This is a genomic window from Paenibacillus sp. sgz302148, from assembly GCF_056120465.1.
In genome coordinates this window covers 388,307-399,698 of record NZ_JBVYOJ010000002.1, presented here as the reverse complement: position 1 = coordinate 399,698, position 11,392 = coordinate 388,307, and the positions used below count along the sequence as shown (strand labels likewise).

The following is an 11,392-nucleotide window of genomic DNA, read 5'->3' as shown; positions in this document are numbered from 1 at the left end:
ACGAACGATTACAAGCAAAACTAAACGGCCTCAGTCCGATGGAGTTCAGGACGAAGGCCGCTTGATTGATTTTGATTTTTATACTGTCTACTTGACGGGGGGCTGTTCATTCATCCTGCGAGATTGCTCCTTTATATGTTTACGCCGCTGCTCCGGTAGTCGGTGCCGGCCTTTAACCCTGCTTCTTCTCCGGCTTATGTTCCGTCATCTTGTGCAGCTCGGTCGTCAAATCGTCAAGCTGCAGGAAGCTGCCGACGATTTCTTGGATCTGGCTGTCCTGCGTACTCATGCTCGTCGACATGTCCTTGATCGACGCCATATTTTGTTCCGTGATGCCTGCAATGGTGACGATTTCGTCGGTCATCTTCGCGTATCGGTCGCTCAGATCGCTGGCCGAACGTTCGACGTGGGCGGATTGCTCCTCCACCCGGCTTGAATTGTCGGACAACGACTGCATCGCCTCGGCAACCTTGGCCGCCGCCCGGCTGCTCTCGATGACGGTCATTTGTCCGCGCAATATTTGTTCCGAAGCCCGATCTGTCGTCATGCGAATCGACTCCAGGATTTTGCCGATCTCTTGGGTCGACTGCTGCGACGTCTCCGCCAGCTTGCGGATTTCATTGGATACGACGGCGAAGCCCTGGCCGTGCTCGCCGGCCCGCGCCGCTTCAATGGCTGCGTTCAATGCCAGCAAATTCGTCTGTGACGAAATGTGATGGATGGTATTCAGAATATCGCTAATTTGCTCGTTCTGCTCGTTCAACTGCTGCATGAGCGCCACGGAAGCGTCGATCGTCTCGTGAACGTGACGCATCTGCTCCGCCAACGACAGGGCTTCTTCGCTGCCGTGCTTCGTTAGAGCCACGGAGCTTTCCGATAGCACGCGCATCTCTGTCGAGCGTTCGGCCAGCGATACGACGGCTTGCTCCATGATGCGAGTGGACTCGCTGATATCCGCGATACTGCTTGTTTGCGTTTCCGTACTGGACGATATTTCGGCGAAGGCCGAGGTCACTTGTACCGAAATCGCGCTCGTGGACGTGACGTTCGACTTCAGCTTCGAGCTGAACTCGTTCAGAACGGTCAGCGATGAGGACACGCGGTCGATCATATGCTGCGACAGGTTTTTTTCGGCCAGCACCTTGTCCCGGTCAGTTGCCGCGGCAGTCTGCAGGTTCTCGCTGAATTTGGCCGACACGAGCAGCGGGACGGCAATCAGAGCCAGATATAGCATAATGGTGATCGGATCGTTGTTTCCGAACATTTCTTCTTTGTACGGACTAAAGAATAGATATAGCGTCAGCCCGACTCCGAGCAGGCTGGAAAATACGATGGCGCGGAAGCTGCTGTACAGCGTCATGATCGCTAAATTGACGAAGACGAGGAAATACGTCGTGATGATCGGACCGGTCAGAATCAGGAGGAGCGTTAGAATCGTAATAATCGCGGAAATGATATACATGACGTAGCGGGAGAGCAGGCGCATATACGTCAAGACGGTTGCCGCTCCGCATGTGATGATGCCGACAATGACCAGAACGACAATGGAGTTTGCCGGGGCGCCCGTAAGCAGGTCGACGACAATGCCAAGGGCGAGCATCCCCCAAATAATGTTGACAAGCAATTTGTTGCGGCGATGAAGTGTGTCTGTTTGCTTCACGTTCAAAATCCACCTTCCACAGGATAAAATACCCAACACGAGCATCATACCATGTATTGCTAGTTTCGCACATAGAGGAGCCGAGATCATACCAAATCATGCTGTCCATCCGCCCGTGATCATAGTAGACTGGGAATATGCAAACGATGCCATTCAAGTATTTGAGGGAGGTTTGAACATGCATACGATGACGAGCTTGATGAAGCAATTGGAGGAAATGGGGATCGACGGGCAGGGGACCGTTCTCGTTCACTCCTCGATGAAGAGCATCGGGGAGGTCGAAGGAGGAGCCGATACGGTGCTCGATGCGCTCTCGGAATATATGAAGGAAGGGCTGCTCGTTCTGCCGACGCATACGTGGTCGACGGTAAACGCGGAGAATCCTAAATTTTATGTAGAAACATCGCCGGTGTGCGTCGGCATATTGCCGGAGCTGTTCCGCAAGCGCCCGGGCGTACATCGGACGCTTCATCCTACGCATTCGGTAGCCGCTTTGGGGCAAGATGCGGCGGCCTTCACCGCAGGCGACGAGCGGTGCGATACGCCTTGTCACCGGGAATCGGCATGGGGCAGGCTGCTGGACCGAAAGGCGCAAATCTTGCTTGTCGGCTGCGACTTACGTCGGAATACGTTCATCCACGGCATCGAAGAGTGGATGGATATCCCGGGGCGGATTACCGACAGCCATGAGGCGCTGATTACGGTGCTGGGGGACGGAACGGAAATTCCGGTGCCTTCCCGCAGGCACTGCGGCTTGCCTTGGTCGGAGCACTTCTGGAAGGTCGAAGATGTGCTCGTGCAGCGCGGGGCGATTCGTAAAGCGCGTTTCGGCGACGCTGCCGTCATGGTGTGCGACGCGGAAATGCTGAATGACATATTGTCCGAAATGCTGCGGGACAACCCGGATTTGTTCTCGGATAATGAACCGCTTGGCGAGGTGATTCGGGTGACGGCGGAAAAACCGCATGAACCGGAGCATCCCTTGTCTGCGCCCATGCAGAAGTGGATTATCGATGCCGTGGATCCTCAAGCGACGATCGTATCGGTACAGCGTCTGAAAGGCGGCATTTCTTCTCTCGTCCACCTCGTCTCGCTGCAGGTAGAGGGGAACGAGGTGGAGCTGGTGCTGCGCCGCTTCGACAACGAGGAGTGGCTGCGGCACGAGCCGGACTTGGCTGCGCATGAGGCGGAGAGCTTGCGCTATGCGGCCCGCACCGGTGTGCCGACGCCGCGGATCGTCGCTTTTGACCGGGAGGGGAGCCAAAGCGGCATTCCTTGCGTTCTGATGACGCGGCTCGAGGGCGTTGTCGACTTAAAGCCGCTGTCCATGGAAGATTGGCTGGACAAACTGGCTGCAACGCTTGCTCGTATTCATGCCGTGAACGCGGACGAATATCCTTGGGCGTACTATTCCTATAATAACGCCACGTCTCTTGACGAGCAGACATGGTCGAAGGTGCCGGAGCTGTGGAAGGCCGCGTTCGACATCGCCAAAGGGACACGGCCGGACTACAAACCGTGCTTCATCCACCGGGATTACCATCCGACGAACATATTGTGGAAGGACAATGAAGTGAGCGGCGTCGTGGATTGGGTGAATGCATGCCGCGGTCCTGCCGGAGCCGATATTGGCCATTGCAGATGGAATCTTACGATGTTATACGGAGTAAAGACGGCCGATGCGTTCCTCGCTGCTTATGAGAGGCACGCCGGCTCCGCCTTCCAATATGACCCGTACTGGGATTTGGTCAGCTTGATCGACGTGCTGTACGGTCCGCCGACCGTATATGAAGGATGGCCCGCTTGCGGGAAGACCGATTTGACCGACGAGCTGATGGCCAGCCGGATGGACGAATATGTGCAAAGTCTGCTGGAACGGGCGCAAGGCAAATAGGATCGTCGGGCGACGAGACAAGCACCCGGCACGAACGCAAACAACGTCGGCTCGTAAACGACGGCGACGCACAAAACGGCGAAAACCCGCATCAAGACGGCCTGACGGCGGTTAAGGTGCGGGTTTTATTTTGCTCCGGATAAGTTCCCATGCCGTTACTTTCTCCTGGTCGAACTGCTCGTCCGTACACCTCCAACGAACGGGGCGGCTCCCCATATACGGCTGAAAGCCGAATTGCAAGTATAAGTTGATCGCTTTGTAACTCCACGTTTGCGTCGTCAAATAGACGAAATCCGTATACCCCAACTTATTATAAAGATTCAGCGTTTGCGTGAGCAGCGCCTTGGCGAGGCCTATACCTTGATGGCCGGGGTGTACGGCGACCCAATGGATACGCTGCATCGTCCGCCCGAAGTGCTCTCCCCTCCAGATCGAGGCCGTTGCGACGACGGAACCGGCGCTGTCTTTGACGAACAGGCACTTGGCTGACAATTCATCCGGGAAAGCTAGAAATTCCTGGGCAAAATAACTCCGGGCTTCCTCCAGACTGTCGAATTGCTCGGATAGCAGCTGGAGTTCCATCCAATCCTCGTCCATGCCTTGCCGGTACTGACATAGCGTATAGCCGCCCGGAAGCGTGTAGTCCGGGAATTCCGTCGGATTGGGTTTCACCATGAGCACGCCGTAGTGAGGAATCGTTTTGTCGAGCAATCTTGGTCACTCCTTGTTTCCCCTTAGCGGAATTGTATCGTATCGTATCGCATTGCATTGCATAGGATCCACCTTCATTATAGCCGCAGCGGGCGCCACTGCCGATCTATTTTTAGGATGGGAAAAAAAGCGTCCACCCTATATCCGAACGCACATGCCAGAAACCGGATTTGAGCTCGTCGATAAGCGGTGATATAATATAAATCATAATGATAGTGTTTATATCATTATCTCGATTCTTATCGGTAACTCAGTCCGAATGATCATTTCTATTCACAACTTTATCCATGAGGAGATGGCGAAATGGCACGTTTAGCAGGCAAAGTGGCGATCATTACCGGTGCGGGAAGCGGAATGGGACGCGAAGAGGCGCTTCTGTTCGCCCGCGAGGGAGCCAAAGTGATTGCGACGGACATCAACGAGGCGGCGGTGCAGGCGGTTGTTCAAGAGATTGAAGCCGGCGGCGGCGAGGCGATGGCATTCGCGCATAACGTAGCTTCCGAAGAAGACTGGACCCGGATCGTAGACAGCGTCATCTCGAAGTATGGTCAAATCGACGCGCTGGTCAATAACGCCGGCATTTCGCTTGCCGTTCCGATGCTGAATACGACGGTGGAACAGTGGGACCGCGTTATGGACATCAACGTCAAAAGCGTATTTCTCGGCATGAAGCATGTCGTTCCCCATATGCAAGCCAAACAAAACGGCTCGATCATTAACATTTCGTCCATCGCCGGACTGACGGGAAGCAGCGGCGCCGGGGCTTATACCGCTTCCAAAGGCGCGGTTCGCCTGCTCTCCAAAGCGGCAGCCGTCGATTACGGCAAGGACAACATCCGCGTCAACTCGGTTCACCCAGGCTTCATCGAAACGCCAATGAGCTCCGATCTGATCAAGAACGAGCAAATGCTACAATGGTTCCTGTCGCAGACGACGCTGCCAAGAGTCGGACAGGCTTCCGAAGTAGCCGAAGCGGTGCTGTTCCTGGCTTCCGATGCCGCATCCTATATTACGGGCGTCGAGCTGCCTGTGGACGGCGGCGTAACGGCGAAGTAATTACATTCGGATTTAGAAATAAGCAACCATATCGGCTTTCACAAACCATGCTTGCGTTTCACAGGCATGGTTTTTCATTGTTTTCCGCGGGTTCGTATGAAGGCCGGTCACGGAAATAGCGGGCTATTCATGGTAAAATAAAAATATTCAAACGAGGGGGTGTCGTTACGACGATGGCGATAACGGTGGACCACATCATGGACAAGCTCGAGGCTCTTGGCACGGAACAAACGAAAATGACGTTTATCCGGCACGGAGCGCACGAACCGCTTTTTGGCGTGAAGGTGGGGGACTTGAAGAAGCTGGTGAAGGACGTCAAGAAAGACCAAAGCTTGGCGCGGGCGTTATTCGATACGGGCAACAGCGATGCGATGTATTTGGCCGGACTGACCGTCGATCCGCGCACGGCATCGAAGGAAATGCTGCGGGCGTGGGCCCGAGCGGCAAGCTGGTATATGATAGCGGAGTACACGGTAGCCGGGGTCGCGGCGGAGAGTCCGCATGCGCTGGAGCTGGCGCGGGAATGGATGCAGTCGCCCGACGAAATGGCGGCCACGTGCGGATGGAGCACCTATGCCAACTATATTACGATGACGGCCGACGAGCTTCTCGATCACGAGGAAATCGCCCGGCTGCTGCGGCAGGTGGAAACGACGATTCATGAGGAGCGCAACCGGGTCCGTTATACGATGAACGCTTTTGTCATTGTCGTTGGCTCAAGCGTGAGGGCACTGCACGAAGAAGCGGTGAGGGCTGCCGAAGCGATCGGCAAGGTTCATGTCCATATGGGGCAGACGGCATGCAAAGTGCCATTTGCGTCGGAGTACATTCGCAAAGTGGAAGCGGCCGGCAAGCTGGGCGCGAAGAAGAAAACGTGCATCTGCTAGCGATTCATCGTGCTTTACGCACGGCAAATCCCTTGTTATTGTGCGGGATCCCTCCTAAAATGGAAGTAAATGCAACATCGGTTGCAAGAAACGCCTAAGGAGGCTATGTAAAGGATGCTGGACGAACCGATCATCCGTTTTCTGAAGCACGCGGAGCCGCTCATGATGCATCTCGCCGTTTCGGGGGAGGCGAACCGCCCTTATTCGGTGCGCGGCTTGGGCGTTACCGTGCTCGATAAGCCGGATCTCCTTCGGGTCTACGTGCTGAAGAGTTCTAAGCTCGGCGCCCGTGCCGAACAAGGAGCGGGGATCATCGCAGGGCTCTATACGGATGGACGGACCAATACGTCGTATCAGATCAAGGGCCCCATCGTCGAACAAGGCCCATGCCGGGGCGAGGAGATAGCTCTTGCTCTGGAGCGTTACCGGGAAGGGAGCTTGCGGGCTTTCCCCAAGCTATACGCTCATTTTCCCCTTTCGACCGCCGCTTGCGATTACGTGATCTATCTTGCCGAGGAAATATTCGTTCAAACGCCGGGACCGGATGCCGGCAAACCGTATGCGGCCGGGGAGGGTCGATATGATTCCTGAATCGATGCTCCGCGCTTTGCTGGGTGTGCTCCCGTCGACATTAATCACCTGCAGCGCCAAGGGCGTTCCGAATATCGCGAACATATCCAGAGTTTGGTATGTCGACCAAGACCATGTGGCGATCGCCAACAATATGCTGAATAAAAGCATACGCAATTTGCGGGAGTATCCGCGGGCTTGCTTGCGGATCATGGACCCGGATTGTTTTGACACTTGGGAAATGGATGTGGAGTATGTCGGTGCAAGCACCGGAGGGCCGTTGTTCGAGCAGATGTCGCGGCAAAACGACCTTTTGTCGATGATGGCCGAAACGGGGATGGCGATCCGGGTACGTTCGGCGGAGCTGTTCCGCGTATCGGCCGTGCGGCTGTGCACGGAGGAACGGATACCCGAAGCTTCCATGCCGGACCTGTACGGCGAGCTGCTGGATGCGCTGGAGACAGAATGGGGATGGGATCGCTCCGCCGTGTTCTGTCCGGAACGCGAGGCTGCCGATGAGGAAGGTGCCGACGATGACCGGACGCCGCGTATCGCAGCCGTGCACGGGACCTCCGAGGGAACGGCAAGCGGCGTCTTGCGCCGGGTGGCGTTCTGGTCGGTCAAGAACGGCAAACCGATTCGCATCGACCATATCCGCTCCCAATTGAGGTATGCGCTATCTGCGCTTGTCCAGCCGCCATCGGAGCAGAAGCAGTCCGGTGCTGCGGATTCCGCAGCCCGGCAGGAGGTTCGTCAGCACTATGTGGCGATCCCGTTCGAGGGCGAGCCGGGCCAGCCAGCAGCGGTCATCGTCAGCGATAGCGACGATCCGGATCGTTTCGCCGCGCTGGACGATCAGAGACTGGAGCAGGTTTCCCGGCATTTGGCGGAGCTGTTCCGCAAAGTCCGCCATCTTGAGCGGACGGAGCGCAGGCAGGCGATCAGGCAAGCGCTGGAGCGGATCCGGCTTGAAAGCTCCAAGCGTACCGGGATGGTGGAATCGTTATTAAGCGCGCGGGAGCTCCAGGTCGCCGTGCTTGCGGCTCGCGGGTTATCCAATGCGGACATTGCGAGCGACCTATTTGTCAGCAAAAGAACGGTGACGACGCACCTCGAACGCATCTATCAGAAGCTGGGCATATCCTCGCGGGCGGCACTCGCGGCCTACGTACTGGAGCATGGATGGCTGGATCGGCAGGGGCGGGAGTAAACCGGGCAGGAGTCTAGGCAAAATACGTAAATCAACCGATACGCGGTTTCGGAGGCGCCATCTATAATAAGGATCGTTGATCTGAATCCTTATGAAACAGGTGGTGTTTCTTGTATGCAATGGCTCGTGTTGATTCATGTATTGTCCGCCGTCATCGGGCTTGGCCCGGCGTATGCTTTTCCGGTCATGCTTCGCAAAAATCCGTCGCTTGCCGAGGTGACGCGGATGGTTGGGCTGGTATCCCGCTTGGAGACGTTTCCGAAAATATTCGGGACGCTTGCCGTCGTATCGGGACTGGTGCTCGTATGGCTTGGCAGCTACGGAGCATTTATGTCGATCTGGCTATTCGGCGCGTTGATGGTGTATGTGGCGGCTGAAGTCGTGGTTATCGGATGGCTCGCTCCCGCGACGAAACGGCTGTCGGCTGCGCTAGATTGGCTAGGCAAAATGTCGGCGACGGAGCTCGACGAGAAATCTCTGGGGTTACTCGCAAAAGTACGGAGCCTTCATCTCGCCGTATGCGTTCTTGCGACGGTAATCATCGTGCTGATGGTCATCAAGCCGGTATAAAGGAGGAGCAGCGCGATGAATTGGACGGATCGCTATTTGGCTTGGCTTGGCGTGGAGAAGGCAAAGCCGACATATTCGTTTCTGCAAACGCTGATTGAAGCGCATCTGGAACGCGTTCCCTTTGAAATTTGCAGCAAATATCACTACTATGCGGGCGCCGATATGCAAAATCTGATCCCCCCGAAGGAGCAGTTCCTCGATCATTTAACGGAGAGAGGCTGGGGCGGCAACTGCTACATTCTCAATATTCATTTCGCCGGGCTGCTTCGCTCGCTTGGTTTTGACGTGGAGCATGTCCGGGCTTCGGGCGGGAATGCCCATCTTGGCAATAGGGTTACGGTAGGCGGGCGATCCTATTACGTCGATGTCGGCTACATGGCGCCTTTGTTCGAGCCGCTTGCGCTTGAGGAGGAGCCTCATTTCGTGCGGTGCGGCGAAGAGATTATCGTCACCCGGGTCGGGGACGAAGCGTATCGGATCGATCGCAGAAGCGGCGGGCAAAGCTTCGTCGTCAAGACGATTCACTGGACGCCGGTTGACTTATCCGCATTTACGGAGGACATCGTTCATTCGCATCGGGATGAGGACGACAATCCGTTCATGCGGCGCATGGTCGCCACCATGTTCAAAAACCGGGTTTGCTACCAGGTCGTGAACGCGAAGCTGCTGATCAAGTCCGACACGGATATTCAGGTGAAGGAGTATGCCGACCGCGGGGAGTGGATGCGGATGATGGGCGAAGTATTCCATTTGCGGGAAGAGGATTTATCGTGGGTACTTGCATTTCTGGCCGAGAGAGACGTGCGTTTATTCGCGGGTTCCGCGTAACGAACATCGTTGATATGTGAAAAAGGCGTGCAAGCTGTCAGCCGACAGTCTGCGCGCCTTTCTTGCTTCCATATCGTGTATGTGTCATGCAATTTTCTACGCGCTGTCGATCGCTTATGTCGCGTCGTGGGTCGCCGACATGAAGGCGAGCGGAATCGAAGTTGCCTTATCCGGCCTGCGGAGCGAATCTTCCCGCGGCGCCGAGCCGGCTTGCTGCCGCTTAGTAGCGATCCGTTTCGTGCCCGAGCTCCTTCGCCATTTCCACGGCCATGTCCGCTTTGCTGTCGCCTTTACCGCCGGAGGCCGCGCTGCGCTCCAGCGCCTCCCTTACGCGTTTGCCGTATTCGGCATCGGCCTGCGTCAAGTTGCCGAGCATTCGCTCCCGAATGTCGGCATTGCACTGCGCCAGCGCGTTGGTCAAATTCGAGATGAGCTCGTCGCGCTCCCATTCCTCGAAAGCACGGTACGTGTCGCCCGCTTGCTTGAAATCGTTCGGGCGGTCGATCTTTTGCCGAACGAGCCTCGCGTCGTAATGCGGCTCGTGATCCTTGCCGGTACGAGGCGCTTCATGCAGACCGCCGAGTGAAGAAGGCTCGTAGTTGACGTGCGGATTTTGCCCCGGGGCGAGATCGACCTTGTACAACATTTGCCCGCCGCTCTGATTCGTGGCGACAGGCGCCTTCGGCGCATTGATCGGCAACTGCAGGTAGTTGGAGCCGACACGGTAACGCTGCGTATCGGAGTAGGAGAACGTGCGGCCCTGCAGCAGCTTGTCGTCGGAAAAATCGAGGCCGTCCACCAGCACCCCCGTGCCGAAGGCCGCTTGCTCCACCTCGGCGAAATAATTGGCCGGATTGCGGTTCAGCGTCATTTTGCCGACCGGGAGGAACGGGAATTGATCGGCAGGCCACAGCTTCGTCGGATCGAGCGGGTCAAAATCCAGCTCAGGATGCTCGTCGTCGCTCATGATTTGCACGCACAGCTCCCATTCCGGATAATCGCCGCGTTCGATCGCCTCGTACAAATCGAGCGTCGCGTGGTTGAAGTCCGTGCCCTGAATTTGCTCGGCTTCTCGCTTCAGCAGGTTTTTGATCCCTTGGCGGAGCGGCTCCCAGTGGTATTTGACGAGTACGCCTTCACCGTCCTGGTTCACCCATTTGTATGTATTGACCCCGGAGCCCTGCATCTGCCGGTAGTTGGCCGGAATGCCCCAAGGCGAGAACACGAACGTGATCATGTGCGTCGCTTCAGGGCTGAGGGAGACGAAATCGAAAAACCGTTCCATGCTCTGCACGTTCGTGACCGGGTCCGGCTTGAACGCATGCACCATGTCGGGGAACTTAAGCGGATCGCGGATGAAGAAAATTTTCAAATTGTTCCCGACCAAGTCCCAGTTCCCGTCTTCCGTATAAAATTTCACGGCGAAACCGCGCGGATCGCGAAGCGTCTCCGGCGAATGGATGCCGTGGATGACCGTCGAAAACCGCACGAAGACGGGCGTTTGCTTACCGGCCTCTTGGAACAGCTTCGCCCGCGTATACTTGGACACCGGCTCGTCGCCGACTTTGCCGTACGCCTCGAACACGCCGTGCGCCCCTGCGCCGCGTCCGTGCACGACCCGCTCCGGCGTCCGCTCGCGGTCGAAATGCGTGATTTTCTCAAGGAAGTGATAGTTTTCGAGCGTTGTCGGTCCGCGGCTTCCTACGGTTCTCACGTTTTGGTTGTCCTTAATCGGATGGCCCTGCCGGTCCGTTAACGTATCGCCGCCGTTCGCTTGACCGGATGCTCCCGCCTTATTGTTCTGGTCGATCATCGTTTGCCGCCTTTCTCGTTTGGAAATATTCAACAAACCTATTGTTCCAACGGGGGCGGTGATTATTCGCGACGGGCGCCGGGCAACGGGGGGAGCGGTGGCGGGCACGCCGGAGGCACGGGTTTAGCTTAAGGCAGGCGCTGCATGCGAACACGCAAAAAACAGGAGATGAAGGACTTCATCTCCTGTTCGG

10 protein-coding genes and 1 pseudogene are annotated in these 11,392 nt (G+C 56.5%); 8 read left to right on the top strand and 3 right to left on the bottom strand.

Features of this window, described 5'->3' with window-relative positions; genetic code table 11:
* Positions 1-172 precede the first annotated feature (172 nt).
* A complete protein-coding gene (locus tag AC0LWM_RS05425; RefSeq protein WP_474673873.1) occupies positions 173-1,660 on the bottom strand; it encodes a methyl-accepting chemotaxis protein in 1,488 nt (495 codons plus the stop codon).
* Positions 1,661-1,838: 178 nt separating this feature from the next.
* On the opposite strand from AC0LWM_RS05425, the pseudogene AC0LWM_RS05420 reads away from it, so the two are divergent.
* Positions 1,839-2,591, top strand: a pseudogene (locus AC0LWM_RS05420) (AAC(3) family N-acetyltransferase); the annotation flags it as partial.
* Positions 2,592-2,654: 63 nt separating this feature from the next.
* A complete protein-coding gene (locus tag AC0LWM_RS05415; RefSeq protein WP_474673894.1) occupies positions 2,655-3,554 on the top strand; it encodes a phosphotransferase family protein in 900 nt (299 codons plus the stop codon).
* 111 nt (positions 3,555-3,665) lie between these two features.
* Here the strand turns inward: AC0LWM_RS05415 and AC0LWM_RS05410 are convergent, their stop codons facing one another.
* On the bottom strand, positions 3,666-4,265 hold the full coding sequence (locus tag AC0LWM_RS05410; protein ID WP_474673872.1) for a GNAT family N-acetyltransferase: 600 nt from the start codon (positions 4,263-4,265) through the stop codon (positions 3,666-3,668).
* 303 nt (positions 4,266-4,568) lie between these two features.
* Between AC0LWM_RS05410 and AC0LWM_RS05405 the strand changes: the two genes are divergently transcribed.
* From AC0LWM_RS05405 to AC0LWM_RS05380, 6 genes are all read left to right on the top strand, one after another.
* Positions 4,569-5,321 (top strand): SDR family NAD(P)-dependent oxidoreductase, encoded by a 753-nt coding sequence (locus AC0LWM_RS05405; RefSeq protein ID WP_474673871.1) that lies wholly within the window; start codon positions 4,569-4,571, stop codon positions 5,319-5,321.
* 179 nt (positions 5,322-5,500) lie between these two features.
* Entirely contained in the window at positions 5,501-6,208 is a 708-nt protein-coding gene (locus tag AC0LWM_RS05400) for a DNA alkylation repair protein (RefSeq protein WP_474673893.1), read from the top strand.
* Positions 6,209-6,322: 114 nt separating this feature from the next.
* Positions 6,323-6,799: a hypothetical protein gene (locus tag AC0LWM_RS05395; protein ID WP_474673870.1), complete on the top strand. Its 477-nt coding sequence runs from the start codon at positions 6,323-6,325 to the stop codon at positions 6,797-6,799.
* Positions 6,789-7,988: a helix-turn-helix transcriptional regulator gene (locus AC0LWM_RS05390; protein WP_474673869.1), complete on the top strand. Its 1,200-nt coding sequence runs from the start codon at positions 6,789-6,791 to the stop codon at positions 7,986-7,988. The genes AC0LWM_RS05395 and AC0LWM_RS05390 overlap by 11 nt, the downstream gene beginning before the upstream one ends.
* Before the next feature lie 114 nt (positions 7,989-8,102).
* A complete protein-coding gene (locus tag AC0LWM_RS05385; protein WP_474673868.1) occupies positions 8,103-8,558 on the top strand; it encodes a DUF2269 family protein in 456 nt (151 codons plus the stop codon).
* Between the two features lie 15 nt (positions 8,559-8,573).
* Complete coding sequence (locus AC0LWM_RS05380; protein ID WP_474673867.1) at positions 8,574-9,386, top strand: arylamine N-acetyltransferase; 813 nt, start codon at positions 8,574-8,576, stop codon at positions 9,384-9,386.
* A 220-nt stretch (positions 9,387-9,606) separates the two neighbouring features.
* Here the strand turns inward: AC0LWM_RS05380 and AC0LWM_RS05375 are convergent, their stop codons facing one another.
* Positions 9,607-11,199: a catalase gene (locus tag AC0LWM_RS05375; protein WP_474673866.1), complete on the bottom strand. Its 1,593-nt coding sequence runs from the start codon at positions 11,197-11,199 to the stop codon at positions 9,607-9,609.
* Positions 11,200-11,392 lie beyond the last annotated feature (193 nt).

Coding starts and splice junctions, on each gene's coding strand:
- AC0LWM_RS05415 (WP_474673894.1), top strand. CDS start 2,655: ATGCAGAAGTGGATTATCGATGCCGTGGATCCTCAAGCGACGATCGTA.
- AC0LWM_RS05405 (WP_474673871.1), top strand. CDS start 4,569: ATGGCACGTTTAGCAGGCAAAGTGGCGATCATTACCGGTGCGGGAAGC.
- AC0LWM_RS05395 (WP_474673870.1), top strand. CDS start 6,323: ATGCTGGACGAACCGATCATCCGTTTTCTGAAGCACGCGGAGCCGCTC.
- AC0LWM_RS05390 (WP_474673869.1), top strand. CDS start 6,789: ATGATTCCTGAATCGATGCTCCGCGCTTTGCTGGGTGTGCTCCCGTCG.
- AC0LWM_RS05385 (WP_474673868.1), top strand. CDS start 8,103: ATGCAATGGCTCGTGTTGATTCATGTATTGTCCGCCGTCATCGGGCTT.
- AC0LWM_RS05380 (WP_474673867.1), top strand. CDS start 8,574: ATGAATTGGACGGATCGCTATTTGGCTTGGCTTGGCGTGGAGAAGGCA.
- AC0LWM_RS05375 (WP_474673866.1), bottom strand. CDS start 11,199: ATGATCGACCAGAACAATAAGGCGGGAGCATCCGGTCAAGCGAACGGC.